The 26,136-nt window shown below is 71.0% G+C and carries 19 protein-coding genes and 1 pseudogene; 10 read left to right on the forward strand and 10 right to left on the reverse strand.

The features are described 5' to 3' along the window. Positions 1–192: 192 nt before the first annotated feature. Entirely contained in the window at positions 193–615 is a 423-nt protein-coding gene (locus ACWEK3_RS13740; protein ID WP_450537846.1) for a hypothetical protein, read from the forward strand. An 80-nt stretch (positions 616–695) separates the two neighbouring features. Here ACWEK3_RS13740 and ACWEK3_RS13745 read toward each other — a convergent pair whose 3' ends face one another. From ACWEK3_RS13745 to ACWEK3_RS13755, 3 genes are all read right to left on the reverse strand, one after another. Next, entirely contained in the window at positions 696–893 is a 198-nt protein-coding gene (locus tag ACWEK3_RS13745; protein WP_450537845.1) for a hypothetical protein, read from the reverse strand. Between the two features lie 462 nt (positions 894–1,355). Next, positions 1,356–2,225 carry a hypothetical protein gene (locus ACWEK3_RS13750; RefSeq protein ID WP_450537844.1) on the reverse strand — a complete coding sequence of 290 codons (870 nt, stop codon included), beginning with the start codon at positions 2,223–2,225 and terminating at the stop codon, positions 1,356–1,358. Between the two features lie 156 nt (positions 2,226–2,381). Then, positions 2,382–3,719, reverse strand: a complete 1,338-nt coding sequence (locus tag ACWEK3_RS13755) for an aminotransferase-like domain-containing protein (RefSeq protein ID WP_450537843.1) — start codon at positions 3,717–3,719, stop codon at positions 2,382–2,384. An 88-nt stretch (positions 3,720–3,807) separates the two neighbouring features. Between ACWEK3_RS13755 and ACWEK3_RS13760 the strand changes: the two genes are divergently transcribed. Then, entirely contained in the window at positions 3,808–4,431 is a 624-nt protein-coding gene (locus ACWEK3_RS13760; protein ID WP_450537842.1) for a DJ-1/PfpI family protein, read from the forward strand. Between the two features lie 21 nt (positions 4,432–4,452). Beyond that, a pseudogene (locus ACWEK3_RS13765) lies at positions 4,453–4,752 on the forward strand (amino acid permease); the annotation flags it as partial. A gap of 60 nt (positions 4,753–4,812) precedes the next feature. Here the strand turns inward: ACWEK3_RS13765 and snpA are convergent. Beyond that, positions 4,813–5,514 (reverse strand): snapalysin, encoded by a 702-nt coding sequence (gene snpA / locus ACWEK3_RS13770; protein WP_390724783.1) that lies wholly within the window; start codon positions 5,512–5,514, stop codon positions 4,813–4,815. A 195-nt stretch (positions 5,515–5,709) separates the two neighbouring features. On the opposite strand from snpA, the gene ACWEK3_RS13775 reads away from it, so the two are divergent. After that, a complete protein-coding gene (locus tag ACWEK3_RS13775; RefSeq protein WP_453249735.1) occupies positions 5,710–6,735 on the forward strand; it encodes a LysR family transcriptional regulator in 1,026 nt (341 codons plus the stop codon). A 304-nt stretch (positions 6,736–7,039) separates the two neighbouring features. On the opposite strand, the gene ACWEK3_RS13780 is transcribed toward ACWEK3_RS13775, so the two are convergent. Further along, positions 7,040–10,414 carry a pyruvate carboxylase gene (locus tag ACWEK3_RS13780; RefSeq protein ID WP_450537840.1) on the reverse strand — a complete coding sequence of 1,125 codons (3,375 nt, stop codon included), beginning with the start codon at positions 10,412–10,414 and terminating at the stop codon, positions 7,040–7,042. Between the two features lie 124 nt (positions 10,415–10,538). Continuing rightward, positions 10,539–12,179, reverse strand: coding sequence for a phosphoglucomutase (alpha-D-glucose-1,6-bisphosphate-dependent) (pgm, locus tag ACWEK3_RS13785; RefSeq protein WP_453249736.1), 1,641 nt, complete (start codon positions 12,177–12,179; stop codon positions 10,539–10,541). A gap of 227 nt (positions 12,180–12,406) precedes the next feature. Here pgm and ACWEK3_RS13790 point away from each other — a divergent pair, with 227 nt between their 5' ends. From ACWEK3_RS13790 to ACWEK3_RS13800, 3 genes are all read left to right on the forward strand, one after another. Continuing rightward, entirely contained in the window at positions 12,407–13,942 is a 1,536-nt protein-coding gene (locus ACWEK3_RS13790; RefSeq protein ID WP_450537895.1) for an MFS transporter, read from the forward strand. Positions 13,943–14,032: 90 nt separating this feature from the next. After that, positions 14,033–14,461: a hypothetical protein gene (locus tag ACWEK3_RS13795; protein WP_450537838.1), complete on the forward strand. Its 429-nt coding sequence runs from the start codon at positions 14,033–14,035 to the stop codon at positions 14,459–14,461. Positions 14,462–14,565: 104 nt separating this feature from the next. Continuing rightward, positions 14,566–14,760, forward strand: coding sequence for an antitoxin (locus ACWEK3_RS13800; RefSeq protein ID WP_365437215.1), 195 nt, complete (start codon positions 14,566–14,568; stop codon positions 14,758–14,760). Positions 14,761–14,877: 117 nt separating this feature from the next. On the opposite strand, the gene ACWEK3_RS13805 is transcribed toward ACWEK3_RS13800, so the two are convergent. The 3 genes from ACWEK3_RS13805 to ACWEK3_RS13815 all read right to left on the reverse strand — a co-directional run bounded on the left by ACWEK3_RS13805 (position 14,878) and on the right by ACWEK3_RS13815 (position 18,044). After that, the gene (locus ACWEK3_RS13805) at positions 14,878–15,234 is read right to left on the reverse strand and encodes a cytochrome C oxidase subunit I (protein WP_450537837.1); all 357 of its coding nucleotides are present in this window, start codon (positions 15,232–15,234) and stop codon (positions 14,878–14,880) included. Beyond that, positions 15,231–16,910: an aa3-type cytochrome oxidase subunit I gene (gene ctaD / locus ACWEK3_RS13810; RefSeq protein WP_450537836.1), complete on the reverse strand. Its 1,680-nt coding sequence runs from the start codon at positions 16,908–16,910 to the stop codon at positions 15,231–15,233. Before ctaD ends, ACWEK3_RS13805 begins: the two co-directional genes overlap by 4 nt. 198 nt (positions 16,911–17,108) lie before the next feature. Further along, a complete protein-coding gene (locus ACWEK3_RS13815) occupies positions 17,109–18,044 on the reverse strand; it encodes a LysR family transcriptional regulator (RefSeq protein ID WP_453249737.1) in 936 nt (311 codons plus the stop codon). Between the two features lie 94 nt (positions 18,045–18,138). Between ACWEK3_RS13815 and mdlC the strand changes: the two genes are divergently transcribed. The 3 genes from mdlC to ACWEK3_RS13830 are packed head-to-tail and all read left to right on the forward strand — an operon-like array spanning position 18,139 to position 22,496. Next, positions 18,139–19,719, forward strand: coding sequence for a benzoylformate decarboxylase (mdlC, locus tag ACWEK3_RS13820; RefSeq protein ID WP_453249738.1), 1,581 nt, complete (start codon positions 18,139–18,141; stop codon positions 19,717–19,719). Between the two features lie 30 nt (positions 19,720–19,749). After that, positions 19,750–21,204 (forward strand): benzaldehyde dehydrogenase, encoded by a 1,455-nt coding sequence (locus ACWEK3_RS13825; RefSeq protein WP_450537833.1) that lies wholly within the window; start codon positions 19,750–19,752, stop codon positions 21,202–21,204. Positions 21,205–21,254: 50 nt separating this feature from the next. Continuing rightward, positions 21,255–22,496 carry an MFS transporter gene (locus ACWEK3_RS13830; RefSeq protein WP_450537832.1) on the forward strand — a complete coding sequence of 414 codons (1,242 nt, stop codon included), beginning with the start codon at positions 21,255–21,257 and terminating at the stop codon, positions 22,494–22,496. Between the two features lie 136 nt (positions 22,497–22,632). Here ACWEK3_RS13830 and ACWEK3_RS13835 read toward each other — a convergent pair whose 3' ends face one another. Next, positions 22,633–25,422, reverse strand: coding sequence for a SpoIIE family protein phosphatase (locus tag ACWEK3_RS13835; RefSeq protein ID WP_450537831.1), 2,790 nt, complete (start codon positions 25,420–25,422; stop codon positions 22,633–22,635). Positions 25,423–26,136 lie beyond the last annotated feature (714 nt).

The raw sequence follows: 26,136 nt of genomic DNA on the forward strand, positions 1-26,136 counted from the left end.
TCCGGACACGTTGCTCGGCTTCCTGGAGTAGCGGCGACGGGTTTCCGGCCCGGCGCATTTTGATCAAGCGTCGGTCAGGCTGCCGACGGCTGCCTCGTTGGGGTGCTTACCGCCGGGTTCGGCGTTTACCGACCGGGTTCGGGCCGCTACGTTCTGCGGTCCGTAGGTTCATCAGGGGGAGGCACTCACAACATGCGTACGCGTATCTGGCTGGCGGCGGTGGCCGCTGCTGCGGCTGTACTGACGGGCTGCACCAGCACCGGCACCAGCTCGGGGGGCAGTGGCGACACCAAGGCAGAGTCGAAGCCGGCCGCGGAGTCGAAGCCGGCCGGGGTGCACAAGCCCGAGGACGACGTCAAGATCACGAAGTGTTCGTCTACCGACAATCTCGCCGGCTTCCCGCAGGCCGAGCTGACCATCGAGAATCACGACTCGCGTAGCCGCTCATACATGGTGCGGGTCGAGTTCGTCGACGGCTCCGGCACGCGCTCCAGCGAGGGCGTGGCGATGGTGAACAACCTGGCGGCGGGCCAGGAGGCCAACGAGAAGGCTGGAGGTCTCACCAAGGCACCCGATGGGCTGAAGTGCCGTATCACCAAGGTCAGTCGGCACTGACCTGACATCGGGTTGTGCGGCGCGAGGCCCCCGCCGAGGAGTTCGGCCGGGGGCCTCGTCGTGTGTCTGCGTTGTCGTCGCTACCGCCGCGGTACCTCGATCAGATCCATCACCCGGGCCATGGCGGCGGCGAGGGTAGCGATGCCCCACAGCTCCGCGTACAGGCTGGCCACGCGGAGAGCGGCGACGCCTGCGAGTGAGACGCTGTCCAGCACCTTTCGGCTGATCTTGGTGGTGAAGCGGGCGAGGGCCGCGGCAACCAGCACCGGGCCGCGCACAAAGACGACGATCAGCGAAAAGACCCCGGCAGACGGACAAGCCCTGGGGAGCGTTGAGGACGTCGAGGATCAGCTACGCAATCCGCGCCCTGCCGTTCGACCACCCTAGCGCTGCGCGGCTTGCGGGCCGGCTTCTTCGCCGCGGTCTTCTTCCCTGCTGTCTTTTTGGCCGGCTGCTTCTTCGCGGCCTTCTTCTTCGGCGCGGGCATCTCGTGCACGTCGGTCTCGCCTTCCCCGCGAGGGGCCTTCGCCCTCTGCACAGACGCGTTCAGTGCAGCCATCAGATCGAGGACCTGGCCCGGCTCGGCCTCCGGCTCCGGCTCCGGCTCCGGCAGCTAGCCCTCGCAGCAGTTCGCGGTACACCTCCGACACACTTGGCAGCCCGAGGACGCGGCCCCGGGCCGCACCCCGGATCGCGCCGCCGACCGAATCGGCCTTCAACCAAGAGCGGTGCTGCGTGCGTTATTCCATCGCCGCGTCCAACTCCACGTTCCCGGAGCAGTCCATGAACCAGTGCGCGCGGAAGTCCACCGGCATCGGGATCGGGTGCTGCGGGTCGGTGAGGTGACGGAACAGGTAGTCCGTGGCCGTGCAGTCGAACCGATGCCCTGCCTCCGGTTCGGCTCCGGTGACGTAGACGGGCCACCGGTCGGGGTCGGGGCCCTCAGTGATCCAGTGGAACCACTGCTCGTGCTCGTTGCTCATCCAGGGCACCAGCCCGCCCGGGGCCGGGGACGGCGGATGCGGCTCCCAGGGCGCCTGGCCCAGCCTCGCCGCCGACTCGGCGCTCTTGATCAGGTCGTCCGGCATGAACACGCAGTGGAAGCCATCGAACATGCCATCGCCGAAGGCCTCGACGAGCGCCTTGTAGTCGCTCGGCAGGGGCGTTCCCAGCCGGAACTCGACTGCCGCCCAGTCGATCTGGCCCGCAGTCCTCGGCACCCAACCGGTCACGGCGACGAGCCTTTCCAGCCAGGAGGCCTCCGCGGGCAACTGCTCCGCGACCGGCGCGCTGCGCAGGGCGATCATCAGCGCGGGTCCGGCACCCTCGCCTTGACCGGTCCGGCCGAAGGCGACCCACCGGTTACTGAACGGCCAGGCATACCTCCAGTCGACCTGCCCCGACAAGGGCAGTGGCGGCAGTCTGTCGGCGCCGGCGGATGGCTCGCCATACCGGCCAGAAAGCGTCTCGACGAGGTTGCCCAGGTCGGCACGAGCGGAGACGGGAAGGCAGACATGACCTGGCGCATGCCCGTGCTCACGGCAGGCTAGGTCACGGAGATCCGGCCACAGGATCTCGGCCACGGCGGTCAGAAGCTGTTCGTCGTCCATACCCGCGAGTCAAGCACTGGCCGCCGACAGCAGAGCTCAGCGAGGCAGCGTCGTACTCTCCGGCCAGCCGTCCCGCCACGTGACCTGCTCAAGCTGAGGTTGGAAAAGGCTCAAGCAGACGTCGGTGCGGACAGAAATCGGCGGGTCGAGTGGGGTTCAGGCGTAGGCGTCCTCGATAGCGACTCGTCGCACTGTGCGCAGCGTCGACTGGAGACGGTCCAGATCGGTCGAGCCCAGAGCGAGGCGGAGCGCCTGTGGTGTGTGCATCGAGGTGGTGAAGGGCTCCGCCGTGGTCACCGAGATGTGCTGACGCGCGAGGGTGGCGGTCAGCCGATCGGCGCGTGCGTCGTCGGGCAACGGCAGCCATGTGAAGTAGGACGAGGGGTGGCTGATGAGTGGTAGGCCTGCCAGCTCCTGTCTGGCGAGTACTTGGCGAGCCTTGGCGTCGGCTCGTTTCTGCGCTTCCAAGTGGTTCACCGTGCCGTCCTCGAGCCAGCGGCAGGCGATCGCGGCGGTGAGGGCCGGGGTGTTCCAGGTAGTCGCCCGAATCGCGCGTTCGAGCGACGGCACCGTGGACGGCGGGGCGACGACGAAGCCGACCCGGAGGCCGGTGGCGACGCTCTTGGACAGTCCCGAGACGTAGACGGTGATGTCCGGCGCCGTTGCAGCCAGAGGCGGTGGAGGGTCCTCGACCAGGTAGGCGTATGAGGCGTCTTCGATGATGAGCGGACCGTGCTGCCGAGCGATCTCGATCAGGCGGGTGCGCTCGGTTGCCGGCATGACCCACCCCAGAGGGTTGTGCAAGGTTGGCATGGTGTAGATCGCGCGCACAGGGCGGGTCGCGCACAGCTTCTCGAAGGCATCGAGATCCGGCCCGTCGGTGGTTGTGGGTATGGGCTCCAGGTCTAGATGAAAGGCATGCGCGAGCACCTTGAAACCCGGGTAGGTGAGTGCGTCGACCGCGACGACGTCGCCGGCGTTGAGCGCGGCCATGACGGTGATGGCCAGGCCATGCTGAGCCCCGTTGACAATGAGGATCTGATCTGCGTCAGGGGTGATTCCTCGGCGCCTCAAGTGCCGTGCGATCGAAGCTCTGTCCTGGGGACGCCCTCGATGTGGTTGGTAGCACAGCAGCGAGTCGAGATCACCAGAGGTGGCCACCTCTCGCAAGGCCTGCCGCAGGAGACCGGCTTGGCCGGGCAGCGACGGGTAGTTGAAGTTGAGGTCGACCGCATCCGTGGCGACGACCTGCTGATCGATGCCGTGACCGGCGGGAACCGCGATGTCACGCACGAACGTGCCGCGGCCCTGTTCCCGGCTCACCAGGCCCATCGCTTCCAGCTCGGCGTACACCCGGGTCGCGGTCACCACGGCGATGCCCTCGCGAGCGGCGAGACCGCGGTGTGTCGGCAGCCGCACGCCTGCGGCGAGCCGCCCGGTCCGGATGTCGGATGCGAGCGCGTCGACCAGCGCTTTGTACCGCGGGGCTGCCATGCACCGAATTGTATCCATGACAATTCTTTGACTGTCCTGTTCGCGGGTCCTTACCGTCAAGACCCACGCATCCGGAAGGACAGCCGCCGTGCACATCGCCATCCTCACCTTCGAGGGCTACAACGAGCTCGACTCCCTGATCGCGCTCGGTGTGCTCAACCGCATCAAGACCGACGACTGGCGCGTCACCATCGCCTCCCCCAGCCCCAAGGTGACGTCGATGAACGGGGTGATCATCGAACAGAAATCCACTCTTGAGGAGGCGTGCGCCGCTGACGCCGTCATCGTCGGCAGTGGCATCGCTACCCGCGAGGTCGTCGAAGACCAGGCGATCATGAACATCCTGCGCGGCCTGGACCCCTCGCGCCAACTCATCGCGGCACAGTGCTCCGGCGCGCTCGTGTTGGCCAAGCTCGGCCTGCTCAACGACATCCCCGCCTGCACCGACCTGATCACCAAGCCCTGGGTCATCGCCGCCGGCGTCGAGGTGCTCAACCAGCCCTTCTACGCCAAGGACAACATCGCCACTGCCGGCGGCTGCCTGGCCTCGCACTACCTCGCCGCATGGATCATCGCCCGCCTCGAGGGCAACGATGCCGCCGAAAGCGCGCTGCACTATGTCGCCCCGGTCGGCGAGAAGGAGGAATACATCGAGCGCGCCTGGCGCAACATCACCCCCTACCTGCCCGCTCCCACACCGGCGCTCGTCTGAAACGACCAGTCGCATGCAGCGACCGGCCAGGAGGCCACGGTCTTCGAGGCCCTGGTCCTCGTCACCAGGTTCACCGCGACCGTGCCGTACCTGCTGGCCGCCGCCGCGCAGATCTTCCACCTCGTCTCGGGGCGGCGCGAACGGGTCGACCGGGCACGGCTGGTGCGCGACGCCGTGGTAGCGGGAGGCGCGGCCGCCTTCTCACTGTGGCTCGTCGCGGGCGCCGGGTACGCGGCGGTGTACCAGGGCGCGCTGTTCCTGTTCGCGGGCGTCCTCGTCTACGCGGTGATGGCGGCCCGCCGGAACAGGGCGGCGGCCTGATCCCGCGATGCGGGCCGCCCTGTGGGGTGGGCGGCCCGCACCAGTGGGGGGGGCGGGACGTCAGTTCGTCTTGGCCAGCTCCTTCAGGGCCTTCGCGAGGCCGTTGGCCCACAACTGGTTGACGCGGGCGCGCTCGTTGGCGTCCGGGTAGCGGTTGGTGCAGGACGTGCCGGGACCGCCGCCCGACATCAGCTCGCTGCACGGGCCGCTGTAGTGGTCCGGCAGGCCCAGCACATGGCCGGTCTCGTGGGCGGTGACGCGGATCGAGTCGTACTGCCGGTTCTGCGCGTAGTCGAGGAAGATGTAGCCCTTGCCGTGGCCGTTCGTGGAGGCGTAGGAGCCCCGCGAGTCGTTGCCCTCGTAGTACGCGAAGTCGGCGCTGCCCGAGGTCGCCTGGAGCTTGACGTTGGACACCGAACTGTTCCAGATGGAAGTCGAGTTGGATATCTGCGAGGCGAAGCTCGGTGCCTGGGACGCGTTGTAGTAGACGGTCACCGCCTGGAGGGTCGGATGGGCGGCCTGCTTCTCGGCGACCGACTTCAGCACGGCGTCGAAGAACGCCTTGTTGTTGGCGGCGCTCTCCGCCGAACCGGCGTACTGGGCGTACGCGGCGGCGGAGGCGGACGGCGCGGAGTCGTCGGTCCGGGCGCTCGCCGGGCTCGCGGTGCCCAGGGCGGCGGAGGCCAGACCGAGGCCGAGCGCGAGGGCCAGCAGCCTCCTGGAGGTCTTCGCGGACGTGGAGGTCGTGCGGGACGCCTTCATGTGGGGGGCTCCTACTCGTTCGTGTGGGGTGGTGAACGATCGGTCACGCAGGAGTTTTGGGCACACCAACGGGCCTGCGGATGATGGCAACCGGGGATAGCGCCGAGCTATCGGGGCCGACTCGTACGATTCCGCTGGTTCCGTTGGGATTTGAACGTCTGGTGCGGCGCCACACGCGCCCCTACGCTCCCTCCCATGGAGCTCGAGGTGAGGCACCTGCGTGTGCTGTGCGCCATCGCCGACCACGGCAGTCTGCACCAGGCCGCACGGCAACTCGGCATGGCGCAGCCTTCGTTGAGCACCCAGCTGCGCCGCATCGAGCACGCGCTCGGCGGCCAGCTCTTCCTGCGCACCCGTGCGGGCTGCCGGCCCACACCGCTGGGACACGCGGTACTGAGCCGGGCCAGACCCCTCGTCGCCGAACTCGCCGCCATCGTCACCGAGGCGCGGGCGGCCGCGGCCCGGGCCGCCGGCGGCACGCGGCTGCGTATCGGCGCCACCGCGAGCCGGGCGCTTCCGGGCTGGCTACGCCGGCTGCGCACCCGCGTGCCCCGGACCGAACCCACCCTCCAGATGGACGCCTCCGCGAACTGCCTGCTGCGCCTGGTCGCCGTGGGGCGGCTGGACATGGCCTTCGTGCACGAGGTCGAGGGCAGCCCGCTGCGCTTCCCGCCCGGGCTCTGTCTGCGCGTACTGGTCGAGCGCGAACCGCAGTTCGTCTCCCTCGCCGCCGACCATCCGGCCGCCGCGCTGCCCGAGGTTCGGCTCGCCGACCTCGCGGGCGACCGCTGGATGGTGGACTCCACGGTGGACGGGGAATGGGACGCCCTGTGCCGCGTGCTGCGCGAGGCGGGGCTCGACGCCGACATGCTGCACGGCGACTACCTCACCGCGTACTCCCTGGCCGCCACCGGCGAGGTGGTGACGGTCAGTCAGCCCACCGCGCGCCCGCGCGCCGACCTCGCCATCCGGCCGCTGGAGGGTGACCCGATAGGGGTACGGCTCCTGCTCGCAGCCCGCTCCGAGGCCGAACTCGACCATGTCTACGTCGAGTTGGAGGAGGCCTACTGGGAGGCGGCCCATCAGGCGCCGGCCTACCAGGAGTGGCTCGCCCGTTCCGGCACCACCGCTCACCCGCACGGCACGCCACGTCCGCCCGCGTCGCGCAGCCGCCCAACACGGACGCCCACACGGACACCCTCCGGCACAAACGACCGGTAACGGTCGGCCCGTAGAAGATCCCGGCACGACGAACGACCGACGCGGACCCGGGTACACGGTCCGGGCGCTTGGTCCGGGCACGCGGGGGCTCAGCCACCCGCGCGACGCCGACAAGGCGCCGGTCCGGACGCCCGGTACTCAGCCACCCAGCGCCGATCCAGGCACATGGCACTCAGCCACCCACGCCCGCCACCGCCCGGCTCCGTCGGTGGCCTTCCGCTCGGGCTCGGGGCGTGGGAACCGGACGGCGCACCACCGGTAGGGCCGGTGGTGCGCCGTACCACGCCTGCCGCGGCGGATCGGATCAGCCGACCTCGACGAGCAGGTCGCCGCCCTCCACCTGCTGGATGCGGTTGATGGCCAGCCTGGTCACCCGGCCCGCCCTGGGGGCCGTGATCGCGGCCTCCATCTTCATCGCCTCGATGGTGGCGACGGTCGCACCGGCCGCCACCTCGTCGCCCTCGGCGACCGCGAGGGTCACCACACCGGCGAACGGTGCCGCCACATGACCGGGGTTGGCCCGGTCGGCCTTCTCGGTCACGGGAATGTCGGAGGCCGCCGCGGCGTCGCGCACCTGGATCGGGCGCAGTTGGCCGTTCAGCGTGGACATCACGGTGCGCATACCGCGTTCGTCCGCCTCGCCGATGGCCTGGAGCTCGATGAGGAGCCGTACGCCGGGCTCGAGGTCGACGGCGTACTCGTCGGCGGGGCGCAACCCGTAGAAGAAGTCCTTGCTGTCCAGCACGCTGGTGTCGCCGTAGGCCTGGCGGTGGGCCTCGAAGTCCCGTGTCGGACCGGGGAAGAGCAGCCGGTTGAGCGTGGCGCGGCGGGACTTCTCCAGGCCGGCGTGGTCCTCGGCGGTGAGTTCGGTGACGGGCCTGGCGTCCGCGCGGCCGTTGAGCGCCTTGGTGCGGAACGGCTCCGGCCAGCCGCCGGGCGGGGTGCCCAGCTCACCGCGCAGGAAGCCGATCACGGAGTCGGGGATGTCGAACCGGTCCGGTGCCGCCTCGAAGTCCTCCGGCGCCACACCCGCGCCGACCAGGTGCAGGGCGAGGTCGCCGACCACCTTGGACGAGGGGGTGACCTTGACCAGGCGGCCCAGGATGCGGTCGGCGGCGGCGTACATCGCCTCGATGTCCTCGAAGCGGTCGCCGAGGCCCAGCGCGACCGCCTGGGTGCGCAGGTTGGACAGCTGGCCGCCGGGGATCTCGTGGTGGTAGACGCGTCCGGTCGGCGAGGCCAGTCCCGCCTCGAACGGGGCGTAGATCTTGCGGACGCTCTCCCAGTACGGCTCCAGGTCGCCGACCGCCTTCAGGTCCAGGCCGGTGGGCCGGTCGGAGTGGTCGGTGGCGGCGACGATCGCCGACAACGACGGCTGGGAGGTGGTGCCGGCCATGGAGGCGACCGCGCCGTCCACGGCGTCGGCGCCCGCCTGGACGGCGGCGAGGTAGGTGGCGAGCTGACCGCCGGCGGTGTCGTGGGTGTGCAGGTGGACCGGCAGGTCGAACTCGCGGCGCAGCGCCGAGACGAGCCTGGCCGCGGCGGGCGCCCGCAGCAGCCCGGCCATGTCCTTCACGGCCAGGACGTGCGCTCCGGCGGCCACGATCTGCTCGGCCAGGCGCAGGTAGTAGTCCAGGGTGTACAGGCGCTCGGAGGGGTCGGACAGGTCCCCCGTGTAGCACAGGGCGACCTCGGCGACCGCCGTCCCGGTCTCGCGTACGGCGTCGATGGCCGGCCGCATCTGGCCGACGTCGTTCAGGGCGTCGAAGACGCGGAAGATGTCGATGCCGGTGGCGGCGGCCTCCTGGACGAAGGCGTCGGTCACCTCGGTCGGGTACGGGGTGTAGCCCACAGTGTTGCGGCCGCGCAGCAGCATCTGGAGGCAGATGTTGGGCACCGCCTCGCGCAGGGCGGCCAGGCGCTCCCAGGGGTCCTCGGCGAGGAAGCGCAGGGCGACGTCGTAGGTGGCGCCGCCCCAGCACTCCAGGGACAGCAACTGGGGCAGGCTCCGCGCCACGACCGGGGCGGCGGCGAGGAGGTCCTTGGTGCGCACCCGGGTGGCGAGCAGCGACTGGTGCGCGTCACGGAAGGTGGTGTCGGTGACGCCGATGGTCGGCGACTCGCGCAGGAGGCGTGCGAAGCCGTCCGGGCCAAGTTCAACGAGCTTCTGCCGGGAGCCGGCGGGCGGCTCGCCCGCGGGCAGCGGCGGCAGCTTGGTGACGGGGTCGATCACCTCGGGCCGTTCGCCGTGGGGCTTGTTCACGGTGACGTCGGCGAGGTAGGTGAGCAGCTTGGTGCCGCGGTCGGCGGAGGAGCGCGCGGTCAGCAGGTGCGGGCGCTGTTCGATGAACGACGTCGTGACCCGCCCGGCCTGGAAGTCGGGGTCGTCCAGTACGGCCTGGAGGAACGGGATGTTCGTGGCGACCCCGCGGATGCGGAACTCGGCCACGGCGCGCCGGGCCCGGCCGATCGCGGCCTTGAAGTCCCGTCCGCGGCAGGTGAGTTTGACGAGCATCGAGTCGAAGTGCGCGCTGATCTCGGTACCCGCGTGGGTGGTTCCGCCGTCGAGGCGGATGCCGGAGCCGCCCGGGGAGCGGTAGGCGCTGATGCGGCCGGTGTCCGGGCGGAAGCCGTTGGCCGGGTCCTCGGTGGTGATCCGGCACTGCAGGGCGGCGCCGCGCAGGGTGATGGTGTCCTGGGAGAGCCCGAGGTCGGCCAGGGTCTCGCCGGCGGCTATACGGAGCTGGGCCTGGACCAGGTCGACGTCGGTGACCTCCTCGGTCACCGTGTGCTCGACCTGGATGCGCGGGTTCATCTCGATGAAGACGTGGTTGCCGTCGCGGTCGAGCAGGAACTCCACGGTGCCCGCGTTGCGGTAGCCGATCTCCCGGGCGAAGCGGACCGCGTCGGCGCAGATGCGCTCGCGCAGCGCGGGGTCCAGGTTCGGTGCGGGGGCGAGCTCGATGACCTTCTGGTGGCGGCGCTGGAGCGAGCAGTCGCGCTCGAACAGGTGGATGACGTCGCCCTGGCCGTCGGCGAGGATCTGCACCTCGATGTGGCGGGGGTCGACGACGGCCTTCTCCAGGAAGACGGTGGAGTCGCCGAACGCGGACGCCGCCTCCCGGGACGCCGCCTCGATGGACTCGCGCAGCGCGGCGGGGTCCTCCACCCGGCGCATGCCGCGCCCTCCCCCGCCCGCGACCGCCTTGACGAAGAGGGGGAAGCCGATGTCCTCGGCGGCGCGGACCAGTTCGTCGACGTCGGTGGAGGGCGCGGAGGAACCGAGCACCGGCACGCCGGCGGCGCGGGCGGCCGCCACCGCGCGGGCCTTGTTCCCCGTCAGTTCCAGCGTGCCGGCGTCCGGTCCGACGAAGGTGATGCCCGACTCCTGGCAGGCGCGGGCGAGTTCGGGATTCTCGGACAGGAACCCGTAGCCGGGGTAGACGGCGTCCGCGCCCGCCCGGCGTGCCGCGCGGACGATCTCCTCGACGGAGAGGTAGGCGCGGACCGGGTGCCCCGGCTGGCCGATCTGGTAGGCCTCGTCGGCTTTCAGCCGGTGCAGCGAATTGCGGTCCTCGTACGGGAAGACGGCCACGGTTCGCGCGCCCAGTTCGTAGCCGGCGCGGAACGCGCGGATCGCGATCTCGCCGCGGTTGGCGACCAGCACCTTGCGGAACATGCTCTATCCCTTCGGCCTGCCGGTGAAAGGACCATGGTGTCGGGCATGCCCTCGTCATGCCATGTGAGCCGGGCCACTCATCCCGATTGTCTCCCGCGCTCCCGCCGCTGTCGTGGTGCCGTCGTCAACCGCCGAGTGCCGCGTGGACGACGCGTTCGGCCTCCTCCTGGACCTGGGAGAGGTGGTCGGGGCCGCGGAACGACTCGGCGTAGATCTTGTAGACGTCCTCGGTGCCCGAGGGGCGGGCCGCGAACCAGGCGTTCTCGGTGGTCACCTTGATGCCGCCGATGGGCGCGCCGTTGCCGGGCGCTTCGGTGAGGACGGCGGTGACCGGCTCCCCGGCGAGGGTGTCGGCGGTGACCTGGGCCGGGGACAGCTTGGCCAGGCGGGCCTTCTCCTCGCGGGAGGCCGGCGCGTCGACGCGGGCGTAGGCGGGTTCGCCGAAGCGGGCGGTGAGTTCCGCGTAGTGCTGGGACGGCGTCCGGTCGGTGACGGCGGTGATCTCGGAGGCGAGCAGGGCCAGGACGATGCCGTCCTTGTCGGTGGTCCACACCGAGCCGTCCCGGCGCAGGAACGACGCTCCGGCGGACTCCTCGCCGCCGAAGCCGAGCGAGGAGTCGATCAGCCCGTCCACGAACCACTTGAAGCCCACGGGCACTTCGACCAGCTGGCGGCCGAGGTCGGCGGCGACCCGGTCGATCATGCCGGAGGAGACCAGTGTCTTGCCCACGCCCGCCTCGCCGGGCCACCGGGTGCGGTGGGCGTAGAGGTAGGAGATGGCCACGGCGAGGTAGTGGTTGGGGTTCATCAGCCCGGCGTCCGGGGTGACGATGCCGTGCCGGTCGGCGTCGGCGTCGTTGCCCGTGGCGATCCGGAAGCGGTCGCGCTGCCCGATGAGCGAGGCCATCGCGTACGGCGAGGAGCAGTCCATACGGATCTTGCCGTCCCAGTCCAGCGTCATGAAGCGCCAGGTGGGGTCGGTGAGCGGATTGACGACGGTCAGGTCGAGGCGGTGCTGCTCGGCGATGCGGCCCCAGTAGGCGACGGAGGCTCCGCCCAGCGGGTCGGCGCCGATCCGCACGCCGGCGTCCCGGATCGCGTCGAGGTCGAGCACGCTCGGCAGATCGGTGACGTAGGCGGCGAGGAAGTCATGACGGCCGGTGCCGGGCGCGGCCAGCGCGCGCGTGTACGGGACGCGCCGTACGTCCTTGAGGCCGCCCGCGACGATCTCGTTGGCCCGGTCCTGGATCCAGGAGGTCGCCTCCGAGCCCGCCGGGCCGCCGCTGGGCGGGTTGTACTTGAAGCCGCCGTCGCCGGGCGGGTTGTGCGACGGGGTCACGACGACACCGTCGGCGAGGCCGGTGGTGCGGGAGCGGTTGTGCGCCAGGATCGCGTGGGAGACGGCCGGGGTGGGGGTGTAGCCGTCCGCCGTGTCGATGAGGACGGTGACGTCGTTGGCGGCGAAGACCTCCAGCGCGGTGATCCGCGCGGGCTCGGAGAGGGCGTGGGTGTCCGCGCCCAGGAAGAGGGGGCCGTCGGTGCCCTGCCGTGCGCGGTACTCGCAGATGGCCTGGCTGGTGGCGGCGATGTGGTCCTCGTTGAACGCGGTCGCCAGTGACGATCCGCGGTGCCCGGAGGTTCCGAAGGCCACGCGCTGTCCCGCCTCGGCCGGGTCGGGGTGCAGCGTGTAGTACGCCGTCACCAGCCGGGCGACGTCGATCAGGTCCTCGGGTCCGGCCGGCTTGCCCGCTCGCTCGTGCTGCATGGCACCCACGCTCCTCCGCGTCGCTCGTGCGTCCGCTGTCCGCTCGCGATGTCATCTTCCCCCGTGCGCGGGGCGCGACTCGGGCTCGCGCCGGTCCCGGATCACGGGCCGATGGCCGCAAGCGTGAAGAACGCAGTTCGGGGCAGCCGCTCCAACACGCACCCGGAGCCGATTCTCCGCAGAATGCCAATACCTCGCACATACGCACAAAAGGGCAAGGTGACGTGGTGGTGAACGTGACACCCGGCGGGCAGGCCGGTTCCTCCGGCCCGCCCGGGCCGCGGGAGGCCGCCGCGCGGCTGCCGCGGCAGGTCCGCCAGGAGCTGACCCGCCGGCTGCGGCGCGCCAAGCGCGCGCTGCGCGAGGAGGACGTGCAGATCGTCGAGCCGCCACTGCTCAGGCGTGCGGTCGGCGCCTCCGCCCTGGGCAACTGCATGGAGTGGTTCGACTTCGGCGTCTACAGCTACCTCGCCGCCACCATCGGGAAGGTCTTCTTCCCCGGTGCCTCGCCGGGCGCCCAGGTGATCTCCTCCTTCGCGACCTTCGCCGCGGCGTTCGTGGTGCGACCGCTGGGCGGCCTGGTGTTCGGTCCGCTCGGGGACCGGATCGGCCGGCAGAAGGTGCTCGCCACCACGATGATCATGATGGCGGTGGGCACGTTCGCCATCGGCCTGATCCCCGGCTACGGAACCATCGGCATCGCCGCCCCGGTCCTCCTGCTGCTCGCCCGCATGGTCCAGGGCTTCTCCACCGGCGGCGAGTACGGCGGCGCCACCACCTTCGTCGCCGAGTACTCCCCCGACCGCCGCCGCGGTTTCCTCTCCAGCTGGCTCGACTTCGGCACCTTCGTCGGCTACGCGCTGGGCTCCGCCCTGGTCACCGCGCTGCACCTGCTCCTCACCGACGCCCAGATGATCTCCTGGGGCTGGCGGGTCCCGTTCCTGATCGCCGGTCCCCTCGGCGTGATCGGCCTGTACATGCGGCTCCGGCTGGAGGAGTCGCCCGCCTTCCAGCAGCAGTTGGACGAGCACGAGCGGAGCCTGGCCCAGAAGTCGGCGGGCAGCGAGCTGCGGGCCATCGTCAAGAACCACTGGGGCGCCCTGCTGATCTGCATGGGCCTGGTGCTGCTCTACAACGTCACCAACTACATGGTCACCGGCTACCTGCCCACCTACCAGACCGAGACCCTGCACCGCTCCAGCAGTTCCGCCGACCTGCTGGTGCTGCTGGGCATGGTGTGGATCGTGCTGCTGATCACCTTCATCGGCCGGCTCAGCGACCACGTCGGGCGCCGCCCGGTCTACGGGGTCGCGGCCGCCGCGATGATCGTCCTCGCCGTCCCCTCGTTCCTGCTGATCAAGGCGGAGGGGACCTGGGCGCCGGTCTGCGGCGTACTGATCCTGTCCACCCTGCTGGCCTGCTTCGCCGCGCCGAGCGCCGCCACCCTGCCCGCGCTCTTCCCGACCGCGGTGCGCTACGCGGCCATGGGCATCGGCTTCAACTTCGCCGTGGCCGCGTTCGGCGGCACCACCCCGCTCGTGACCGCGGCCCTGGTCGACGTCACCGGCAACGACATGATGCCCGCCTTCTACCTCATGCTGGCCGGCGTGATCGGCCTGGTGACCGTGAGGTTCCTGCCGGAGAGCGCGCAGGTGCCGCTCAGCGGCTCCCGGCCGATGGTGGGCTCCGCGCGGGAACGGCGCGAACTGCTCACCACCACGCAGGCCCTGTACCAAGCCGCCCGGAACACGTCCGGAGCCTAGGACCCTTCCGTGCGTCGGGCCTCGTGCTCACCCGGGTCGTCCACCATGGGAGAGTGGTCCCCTACACAGGGCATGGCGGGAGGAAGAGCAGTGCCGGAAGGTCGCCCGAAGCGTTCGAGCAAGTCGCGTCTCGCGGTGATCGCGCTGATCGTCGGTCTGGGCACCTGGCTGGGCTTTGTGTGCTATTCGATCGCGACGGAAGCCCCGCCCGGCGCGCCGAGCACGGCCGCGCTGGCCGACAGGGTCCAGAAGGCCGCCGCCGACCGGGACGCGGACGGCTTCCAGACCCTGTTCGACGAGGACACCGTCTCCGACGGCTACGCCGCCGACTACCTGGACCGGCTGGGAGAGCACGCCCCCCGGCTACAGGCCCGGGTGGAGCACCGCGACGGCCACGACTTCCTGCTGCTGCGCTCCGCGCAGGGCGACTTGGTGTGCACGGCCTGGCACATCACCGAGCGGGACGGCCGCCGGCTGCTCGACGGCGTGCCACCGGCCGAGAACGTGTGCGCACGCTGACCCGGAACCGGCGTTTCCGCAGGTGATCCCCCCTTCCGTTTGCGGATGCAGTCCCTGTCGCCGTCGGCCATCCTGAGAGGAACCACGGCGTTAAGGAGTATGCGATGAGCATGCTGGACAAGCTCAAAGGACTGCTGAAAGGTCACGAGGAGCAGGCCGGCAAGGGCATCGACAAAGCCGGTGACTACGTCGACGAGCGGACCCAGGGAAAGTACCGGAGCCAGGTCGACACCGGTCAGGACAAGCTCAAGGAGCAGCTCGGCCGGCCGGACCCGGGCCAGGACCAGCCGCCGCAGTGACGCTCCGGTGATCACGGCCGCCGGCCCGGTGGGCCGGCTCAACGAGTTCGGGCCGCCCCCGTGAGGAGGGCGGCCCGAGTCGGTTGGGCGCAGGCCCGGCGGGACGGATCCGTGGTCTCAGGGCCGCACGAGGGCCAGGGCCAGGACCGCGGCCCCGGCGAGCATCGCGAGGGCGGTGAGGACGAACGCGAAGCACCGTGTCCGCAACTGACGGTAGCGCTCCTCGTACTCGCCGCGCAGCGCCCGGCACCGCTCGGCGACCCGCTGGAGGTCCGCCCGGGCCCGCAGCAGGCAGTCCGAGACGTAGTGCTCCTCGATCTCCTCGCGCTGCGCCGTGGTCAGCCACTGCATGGGCTCGGTGAAGGAACGGGCCCGCTCCTCGGCCTCGGCGACGCGGACCTGCCACAGCAGATAGCCCTCGACCTGCTCGACCAGTCCGGCGGGCCCGTCCGGGCGTTTTGCCGCGTCGGTCATCCGGGCAGGCCCAGGTTCTCCCGCTTGTCCGTGACCGAGACCTCCGGGTGGTGCAGGTCGAAGGCCGGGGACTCGCTGCGGATCACGGGCAGGGTGACGAAGTTGTGCCGCGGAGGCGGGCAGGAGGTCGCCCACTCCAGGGAGCGGCCGTAGCCCCAGGGGTCGTCGGTCTCGACCTTCTGGCCGTACTTGGCCGTCTTCCAGACGTTGTAGAAGAACGGCAGCATCGACAGCCCCAGCAGGAACGACCCGATGCTGGAGACCTCGTTGAGTGTCGTGAAGCCATCGGCGGCGAGATAGTCGGCGTACCGGCGCGGCATGCCCTCCGCGCCCAGCCAGTGCTGCACCAGGAACGTGGTGTGGAAGCCGACGAACAACGTCCAGAAGGTCATCTTCCCCAAGCGCTCGTCGAGCATCTTGCCGGTCCACTTGGGCCACCAGAAGTGGAAGCCGGCGAACATCGCGAAGACCACCGTGCCGAAGACGACGTAGTGGAAGTGCGCCACCACGAAGTAGCTGTCGGAGACCTCGAAGTCCAGTGGCGGCGAGGCCAGGATGACACCGGTCAGACCACCGAAGAGGAAGGTGACCAGGAAGCCGGTCGACCACAGCATCGGCGTCTCGAACGACAGCGAACCGTTCCACATGGTGCCGATCCAGTTGAAGAACTTCACACCGGTCGGGACCGCGATCAGGAAGGTCATGAAGGCGAAGAACGGCAGCAGCACACCACCGGTGACGAACATGTGGTGCGCCCACACTGTCACCGACAGGCCCGCGATCGAGATCGTCGCGCCGACCAGGCCCATGTAGCCGAAGATCGGCTTGCGGGAGAAGACCGGGATGATCTCACTGACGATGCCGAAGAACGGCAGCGCGATGATGTATACCTCGGGATGCCCGAAGAACCAGAACAGGTGCTGCCACAGCAGCGAACCGCCGTTGGCCGCCTCGAAGACGTGGGCACCCCACTTGCGGTCCACCTCCAGGCTGAGCAGCGCGGCCGCCAGGACCGGGAAGGCCAGCAGCACCAGGACGCTGGTGAGCAGCACGTTCCAGGTGAAGATCGGCATGCGGAACATGGTCATGCCCGGGGCGCGCATGCAGATGATCGTGGTGATGAAGTTGACCGAGCCGAGGATGGTACCGAAGCCGGACATGCCCAGGCCGAGGATCCACAGGTCCCCGCCCAGGCCCGGCGTGTGGATGACGTCGTTCAGCGGGGCGTAGGCGAACCAGCCGAAGTCGGCGGCGCCCTGCGGGGTGAGGAAGCCGGCCACCGCGATCAGCGAGCCGAACAGGTACAGCCAGTAGGCGAACATGTTCAGCCGCGGGAAGGCCACGTCCGGGGCGCCGATCTGCAGCGGCATGATCCAGTTCGTGAACCCGGCGAACAGCGGCGTCGCGAACATCAGCAGCATGATCGTGCCGTGCATCGTGAACATCTGGTTGAACTGTTCGTTCGACAGCAGTTGCAGGCCCGGCCGGGCCAGCTCGGCGCGCATCAGCAGCGCCATGATGCCGCCGATCAGGAAGAACATGAAGGAAGTGATCAGATACAGCGAACCGATCGTCTTGTGATCGGTCGTCGTCGCCCACTTCACCACCACGGCACCGGGCCGCAGGTGACGACGGGGAGCGGCGGTTTCCCGCGTGGTGTGCTGGACGTCTGTCATGCGGCCCGTGACACGCTTTCTCTCAGGAGATGGATACGTGAAGGTCCACGCGGTGTCCCGCAGGGCCCGGCCTCCATCCTTCCGCCTGCCGCCTCCGAAGCGGAGGCAGCCGTCGCTGAGACGGAGTAACACCCGGCGCATTGCACCCGGTTGGCCTACGCGCCTCACGCTGATGGCGGGCACGGCGCGCGGCGCGGCCTACGGCGCAGCGGATGGGGGCAGTTGGGCCGGGCTCACCCGCTCCCCCAGGACCTCGGACATGAACTGCACCAGCCACCGCTGGGAGGGGCTGCGCGAGGACTCGTGCCGGGCGTACAGCGCCACCTCGATCGGCTCGGTGTCGAACGGGAGCCGGACCATGCGCAGTTGGTGGGAGGAGGCGAAGACCTCGCCGACGTACTCGGGGACGATGGCGATCAGGTCGGTCTGCTCCAGCAGGTACGGCAGCATCGAGAAGCGGGTGGCGTCCACCACCACCCGGTCCAGCAGCCCGTGCGCGGCGAGCACGGCACGCGGGACGACGTGCCCGCTGGGGCCGAAGACGGTGGCGTGGGATTCGGCCGCGAGCTCGGCCAGGGTGACCGACTCACCCCGCACACGCGGGTGGTCGGCGGCGACCATGCCGACGTAGCGCTCGTGGAAGAGCGGGATCCGCACGGTCCGGTGGGAGGTCAGCACCGGGGTGGCCACGAACGCGTCGAGGTCGCCGCGACGCAGCTGGTGCTCCGCCTCGTCGACGTCCAGCGGCCGCACGGTGAAGGACACCCCGGTCGCCCGCTCGCGGGCCGCGGCCAGCAGACGCGGCAGCAGGGTCACCTCGCCCAGGTCGGACAGGGCCACAGTGAACCGCCCGGACATGGCCCCCGGATCGAAGACGTCGGCCTGGCGGACCGTGCTGTCGATGTCGGCCAGGGCCCGCTGCAACGGCTCGTACAGCCGTCGGGCGCCGGCGGTCGGCGTCAGTCCGCGCCCGGTGCGCCGGAACAGCTCGTCGCCGAAGTGCCGGCGCAGCTTGCCCAGGCTGTAGCTGACGGTGGGCTGGGTGACGTGGAGCGTGTCGGCGGTGACCGTGACGCTGCCGGTCTCGTACAGCAGCACGAAGACGCGGGCGAGGTTGAGGTCGAAGGTCCTCATATCGAAGGACTCTATATCGCGAAGGTAAAAGATTTATTGGTGCTCATGTCGGCGCTTCCCTAGCGTGGCGTGCGTCACTCCGAAAGGAACGTCTGTGCCTTCCGTACGCCGCCTCTCCCACGAGTTCCTGGAGCGCCAGGGCCTCACCACCGTGTTCGGCAACCCCGGCTCCAACGAGCTGCCCTTCCTCGCCGAACTCCCCGCCGGCTTCCGCTACGTCCTGGGCCTGCACGAGGGCGCCGTCGTCGGCATGGCCGAAGGGTACGCGCAGGCGACCGGCCGGCCCGTCCTGGTCAATCTGCACGCGGCATCCGGCTCCGGGAACGCGATGGGCGCGCTGACGAACGCCGTGGCCTCCCGCACCCCGCTCGTGATCGTCGCCGGCCAGCAGGTGCGCTCGGCCGTCGGTCCGGAGGCCAACCTGTCCAACGTGGACGCCCCGGCGCTGATGCGGCCGCTCGTCGGCTGGGCGGCCGAGCCGGCGTGCGCCCAGGACGTGCCGCGCGCCCTCGCGCAGGCCGTCTTCGAGGCGCAGCTCCAGCGGCGTCCGACGTACCTGTCCGTCCCCTACGACGACTGGGCGGCCGACGCCGGCGACAACGCCCTGGCGGTCCTCGACCGTCGGGTCGGCCGCGCTTCCGTCCCCGACGGGGAGCAGGGCCGCCGGCTGGCCGAGCAGGTCGCCTCCGCCCGGCGGCCCGCGCTGGTGCTGGGCGGGGACATCGACTCGGCCGGCCTGTTCGACGACGCCGTCCGGCTGGCCGAGCGCCTGGGCGGCCCGGTGTGGGCGGCCCCCTCGCAGTTCCGGCTGCCCTTCCCCAACCGGCACCCCCTCTTCCGCGGGGTACTGCCCGCCGGGATCGCGCCGGTCTGCGAGGCGTTCGAGGGCCACGACCTGGTCCTGGTGCTCGGCGCGCCGGTGTTCCGCTACCACGAGCACCTCCCCGGCCGGTACCTGCCCGAGGGCACCCGGCTGATCCAGGTGACCGAGGACGCCTCCGCCGCCGCGCGGGCGCCGATGGGCGAGGCGCTGGTCGCCGACCCCGGAGCGGTCATCGGCCTGCTCCTGAAGCTGCTCGACGGCCGCGAGGCACCCGCCGGCGCCTTCCGGCCCGCGCCCGAGCCGCCCACCGGCGAGGGTTCCCGGCTGCACCCCGAGCAGGTCTTCGCCGCGCTGCGCGACGAGCTGCCCGAGGACACCGCCTACGTGGTCGAGTCGACGTCGACGAACGCCTCCTGGTGGCGCCAGATGGACCTGCGCCGGCCTGGCTCCTACTACTTCCCGGCGGCCGGCGGACTCGGGTTCGGGCTGCCCGGCGCGGTCGGGGTCGCGATGGGGCAGCCCGGCCGGCCGGTGGTCGGCGTCATCGGGGACGGCTCGGCCAACTACGGCATCACCGCACTGTGGACGGCCGCCCACCACCGCATCCCACTGACCGTCGTACTGCTGCGCAACGGCACCTACGGGGCACTGCGCTGGTTCGGCGGCCTGCTGGGGGTACCGGACGCCCCCGGCCTGGACATCCCCGGCCTGGACTTCACCCGCATCGCCGAGGGATACGGCGTCCGGGCCCGGCACGTCGGCGACGCCGAGGAGCTACGGGCCGCCCTCGCCGAGCGCCCGGACCACCCGCGGCTGCTCCAGGTGGACACCGCGCTCACCACCCCGTCCTGATCCACCCCTGAGAAGAAGAGAGGAAACGCGATGGCACTCCTGGACAGCGACGTCTGGGGCAAGAAGTTCTTCAGCGACGGCTGGAGGGACGCCTCCGGCGAGCAGCCGGTCGTCGAACCCGCGACCGGCGAACAGCTCGCGACGGCGGGCCTGGCCACCGCCGAGGACGTACGGCGTGCGTCCGTCCGCGCGGCCGAGGCGCAGCGCGACTGGGCGGCGACCTCCCCGCAGCGGCGGGCCGCCGTACTGCGCCGGGCGGGCAAGCTGCTGGCCGAGCACGCCGCCGAGATCGAGGACTGGCTGGTGCGCGAGGCCGGGTCCGTACGGGCCAAGGCGGCCTTCGAGGCACATCTCGCCGTGGGCGAGTGCTTCGAGTGCGCGGGCCTGCCGACGCATCCGCAGGGCGAGGTGCTCACCTCCGAGGACGCCCGCTGGTCCCTCTCCCGCCGCCGCCCCGCCGGTGTCGTCAGTGTCATCGCGCCCTTCAACTTCCCGCTCATCCTGGGCCTGCGCTCGGTGGCACCGGCGCTCGCCCTGGGCAACGCGGTGCTGCTCAAGCCGGATCCGCGCACCGCGGTGAGCGGTGGTGTCGTCATCGCGCGCGTCTTCGAGGAGGCGGGCCTGCCGGCCGGGGTGCTGCACCTGCTGCCGGGCGACGGCTCGGTCGGCCGGGCGGTCGTCGAGGCGCCCGAGGTCCGGGTGGTCTCCTTCACCGGCTCGACCCCGGTCGGGCGGGCGATCGGCGAGCAGGCCGGACGCCTGCTCAAGCGGGCCCACCTGGAGCTGGGCGGGAACAACGCGCTGGTCGTGCTCCCCGGGGCGGACGTGCCGAAGGCGGCCTCCGCCGGCGCGTTCGGCTCCTATCTGCACCAGGGCCAGATCTGCATGACGACCGGCCGCCACATCGTCCACGAGTCGCTGCTGGAGGAGTACACCGCGGCGCTCGCCGCGAAGGCCGCGGCCCTGCCGGTCGGCGACCCGGCCCGCGAGGACGTCGCGCTCGGCCCGATCATCGACCGGCGCCAGCTCGAGCGGGTGCACGGCATCGTCACCGACAGCGTCGCCGCGGGCGCGTCCCTCGCCGCGGGCGGCGAGATCGTCGGCGCGGGCTACCGGGCCACCGTGCTGAGCGGCCTGACGACCGACATGCCGGCCTGGCGCGAGGAGATCTTCGGGCCCGTCGCGCCCGTCATCGGCTTCTCGACGCTGGAGGAGGCCGCGCGGATCGTCAACGACTGCGAGTACGGGCTGTCCGTGGGGATCCTCGGCGACGTGGGGACGGCGATGAAGCTCGCCGACCGGATCGACTCCGGCAAGGTCCACATCAACGAGCAGACCGTCAGCGACGAGCCCAACGCCCCCTTCGGCGGGGTCAAGGCCTCCGGCACCGGGTCCCGGTTCGGCGGCGCCGCCGCCAACGTCGAGGCCTTCACCGAGACCCAGTGGGTCACCGTCCGTCCCGACATCGCCGACTACCCGTTCTGACCCCGTCCGTCCCCGACCGTCCGCTCCCGTCCCCAGGGGGGAACGTCCTGATGACATCCGCCGTCTCGTCCCAGACCTCCGTGCAGTCCGGCACCGCCGGGCGCAGCACCTGGACCGTGGTCCTGTGCTGGATCACCGTCATGCTGGAGGGCTACGACCTCGTCGTCCTCGGCGCCATCATCCCGACCCTGCTCAAGACCCGCCACCTCGGCATGACCGCGGGCGACGCCACCATGATCGCGACGCTGTCGCTCGTCGGCGTCGCCATCGGCGCCGTCTGCGTCGGCCCGCTGGCCGACCGGCTGGGGCGCCGCCTGCTGCTCATCGCGTCGGTGGTGGTGTTCTCGGTGTTCACCATCGTGGTGCCGCTGGCCGGCTCCGTGACCATGTTCGCCGTCCTCCGGCTCATCGCCGGTCTGGGCCTCGGCGCCTGCATGCCGGTGTCGCTCACGATGATGGCCGAGCACATGCCGGCCAGCAGGCGGGCCCGGGCCAGCACCCTGACCATGACCGGTTACCACACCGGTGCCGTGATCACCTCCCTGCTGGCCCTCCAGGTGACCGACAACTGGCAGATCCTGTTCTACGTCCTCGGCGTGGCCGGCCTCGTCGTCGCCGCCATCCAGTGGTTCCGGCTGCCGGAGTCGGAGGCCTTCATACGGGCCAAGCAGGCGACCGGGGCGCGGCGGGTCCCGTTCACCGAGCTGCTCAACCCGGCCTACCTGCGCGCGGGCATCGGCATCTGGGTCGCCTCGTTCATGGGGCTGCTGCTGGTCTACGGTCTGAACACCTGGCTGCCCAAGCTGATGAACGACGCCGGCTACCCCGTCCCCACGGCCGTCACCCAGCTCCTGGTGCTCAACGTCGGCGGTGTCGTCGGCCTGATCGTCGGCGGCTTCGTGGCCGACCGGCGGGGCATCAAGGGGACCATACTCGGCTGGTTCGCGGTGTCCGTGGTCATGCTCGGCTGCCTGAGCGTCAAGATGAACAGCGACATCCTGCTCAACGTCGTCGTCTTCCTCACCGGCGTGTTCGTCTTCTCCGCCATGGTGCTCGTCTACGCCTACGTGACGCACTTCTACCCGGCCGCGGTGCGCGGGACCGCCCTCGGTTCGGCCTCCGGCATCGGCCGGATCGGCTCGATCGTCGGCCCGACGATCACCGGGGCCCTGGTGGCCTCCGGCATCGGCCACCCGTGGGGCTTCTACTTCTTCGCCGCGGTCGCGGTCCTCGGCTTCCTGGCCGTGCTGACCCTGCCGCGGCACGCTCCGCAGCCGGAGGCCGCCGCCTGACGCGTCCGTTCACCTTTTGCGACGGCGCGGGGCCGCCCACCGGGCGGGCCCGCGCCGTCACCGCTTCGAGGGCGACCGATCGACCGCGCCCGTGCGCCTTACGCAGTACACCGCGCGCCGGGGCGGGGATCTCCGGTCATCCGGCCCGGTCGCCCACCGTCTGGCCGGGGAGCACTGGTGTCCGTGGGACGGCGGCCCAGCCGTCGGCTGGGTGCGGGACCGTCCCGGACACGGTCGTACCCGGGTTCTCGACGCCCTCGGGCAGGGCGAACTCCGCCCAGATCACCTTCCCGTGCGGGGAGTAGCGGGTGCCCCAGTGCTCGGTCATCTGCGACACCAGGAACAGACCGCGGCCGCCCTCCTCGGTCGTCGCGGCGTACCGCAGGTGCGGCGAGGTGCTGGTGCCGTCGGAGACCTCGCAGATCAGCGTGCGGTCGCGGATCAGCCGGACGTGGATCGGCTCGCCGCCGTAGCGGATGGCGTTGGTGACGAGTTCGCTCAGCACGAGTTCCATGCTGAAGCCGAGCTCGGACAGGCCCCACTCGTCGAGTGTGCGGGCGGCCGCGACGCGGACCCGGGCGACCGCGGCCGGGTCGGGCGGCACGTCCCACTCGGCGACCCGGTCGCAGGGCAGCGCCCGGGTCCGGGCGATCAGCAGGGCCACGTCGTCCTTGGGACGCGCGGGCAGCAGCGCGTCCAGCACCGCCTGGCAGCTCTGCTCCGGCGAGCGGCCGGGGTGGCCCGCGAGGGCCTGGCGCAGCAGTTCCATACCGACGTCCAGGTCTCGCCTGCGGTCCTCGATGAGACCGTCGGTGTACAGGGCGAGCTGGGTGCCTTCGGGGAGCTCCAGCTCGGCCGTCCGGAACGGCATGCCGCCCAGGCCGAGCGGCGGTCCGTGCGGCAGATCCGGGAAGGTGACGCTGCCGTCCGGGCTGACCAGCGCGGGCGCGAGATGACCGGCGCGCGCCATGGCGCAGCGACGCGTCACGGGATCGTAGATCGCGTACAGGCAGGTGGCTCCGACGACGGCCGCGGCGGCATCGGTCGAGGCCTCGTCCTGGTCGATACGGCCGACGAGGTCGTCCAGGTGGCTCAGCAGTTCGTCGGGGGGCAGGTCGAGCGTGGAGAAGTTGTGCACCGCGGTCCGCAGCCGTCCCATGGTGGCGGCGGCGTGCAGGCCGTGCCCGACCACGTCCCCGACGACCAGGGCGACCCGCCCGCCGGGCAGCGGGATCACGTCGAACCAGTCACCGCTCACACCCGACTGCGCGGGCAGATAGCGGTAGCCGACCTCCAGCGCGCTCAGCTCGGGCAGGGCCCGCGGCAGCAGGCTGCGCTGGAGGGTGACCGCGAGCGCGTGCTCGCGGGCGTAGCGGCGGGCGTTGTCGATGCTGACCGCGGCCCGGGCCACCAGCTCCTCGGCCAGGGACAGCTCCTCCTCGTCGAACGGGCCGCGCTCCTTGCAGCGCCAGAAGTTGGCCATGCCCAGCACGACACCGCGGGCCTGGATGGGGGCCGAGATCAGCGAGTGGATGCCGTAGTCGACGATCGCCTCGGTGCGCTCCGGATCCTGCGCCCGCCAGCCGTACGCCGACGACAGGTCCGTCACCAGTTCCACGTGGCCGGTGTCGTAGCTGCGGGCCTGGGGCGTGGACGGCAGGAAGTCGATCAGTCGGCCCTTCTCGTAGAGCGGCGCGTCGTCCTGGATACCGCGTACGGCGATGCGGCGCAGGCCCGTCGCGGTGCCGGCGGGCTCCTCGCCCCGCAGTACGCCCTCGGCGAGGTCCACGGAGACGTAGTCGGCGAAGCGGGGGACGGCGACCTGGGCGAGTTCGTCGGCGGTGCGGGACACGTCGAGGGTGGTGCCGATGCCCAGGCCGGCGTCGTAGAGCAGTTCGAGCCGTTCCCGGGCGACCTGGGCGCGGCCGGAGATGGCCTGGAGTTCGGTGGAGTCGCGGAGCGTCACCACCGTTCGCCGCCCGCCTCCGTCGCTGTGCGTGGGCCGCTGGTTGACCGCCAGCAGCCGGGATCCGGCGAGGTGCACCTCGTCGGTGGCCATGCGGCCGGAGGTGAGGAGTTCGACCGTTTCGGGTTCCAGCGCCGGGAACTGCGTCACCTGCCTGCCCTCGGCGTCCGACGGCAGCTCCAGCAGCCGCTTGGCCTCGTCGTTCGCCAGCAGCAGCCGCCCGTCGTCACCGACGATGAGGACTCCTTCGCGTACGGAGTGCAGCACCGCGTCGTGGTGGTCGTACATGCGGGTCATCTCGTCCGGGGCGAGGCTGTGGGTCTGCCGCCGCAGCCGCCTGCCGACCAGCGCCGTCACGCCGGTGGCCAGGCCCAGTGCGGCCGCGCCGGCACCCAGGATGATCGGGATCTGCCGGTGCACCTGGCTGGTCACGTTCTTGACCTGGAGCCCGGCGGAGACCAGCGCCACCACGCGGTCGCCGTCCCTGACGGGAACGGTGGCCTGTACCTCTTCGCCGAGCGGCCCGTGGACGCTCTCGGTGTAGACCTTGCCGGCCAGCGACGGCTCGATGGCGCCGACGAAGCGGTGGCCGATGCGGTCCGGCAGGGGGTGGGTGTAGCGGATGCCGTTCGTGTCCATGACGACGATGAAGTCGACCCCCGCGGACCTGCGCGCCGCCTCCGTGAGGGGCTGGAGCACCTTCGACGGGCCGGGCGTCCGCAGCGCGGTCACGACGCCCGGGGAGTGCGCGAAGGTCTGCGCCACCGCCACGGAACGGCGCTTCGCCTCGTCGTTGACGTCCCGCTGCGACTGAAGGACGAGGGAGAAGACGGCGAAAGCCACAAGCAGCGCCACCAGCGCCACCTGCAGAACGAACACCTGTCCGGCGACGCTTCGCGGGCTCTTTCCCAGCAGCGAGCGCAGCGATATGCGTCGAAGACGGGTAAAACGGTCTGCCATCCGGCATTTGTAACATCCACCCTCCCCCATCGTCACGACTTCCACGATTGATCGTTCAGCGGGAGCCCTGCGCGAACCGTGCGGGGAACCCCCGGATCTCAGGGGTTGGGGCAGGTGAAAGCGCTGTCCACGACAGCGAGGACGAATTCGGAGAGAAGGTTGCCGAGGCGACGGTGGACCTCGGTGCGCGGGTGCGCACCGTCTCCGATCGGCGACGGAGCGTCGTGACCGCGCCTCCCTCGCCGACCGGACGGGCGGACGGCCGCCGTGAACGGCACCGGCCGCGCGGTCGACGTCGAACTCGCAGCAGACCATTGGCGAGGGGACACGCTGGCGCGGGGGCGGACGCAGAGGCCGGAGCCCGGCTCAGCCGGCGACACTCGGGACATCCGGGGCAAGCACCCGCCGCGCCTGCGCGCGGAGCAACCAGTAGGCGCACGTTCATCCGCACGGGGCCCGCGTGGACTCCATGTCCGGACAGTCGGCAGGGGCGTGGCCCCGCATGGTCGCGTGCAGGCGCATAGGCATGCGCGGGCCGCAGCCGTACAGGGGCGGGCTGACGCCCCACCCGCGCGGTAGCTACTGGACGCGCACCCACCCGCACGCGACCTGCGGACGCCATGGCCCGACAGGCAGCCCAGGCGGACATGGAGGCGCCGCAGGCATGCACGGGCAGGCCGACTCATCGCACCGCACCACCGGGCAGGCAGTACA

The sequence above is a fragment of the Streptomyces sp. NPDC004721 genome, from assembly GCF_053601495.1.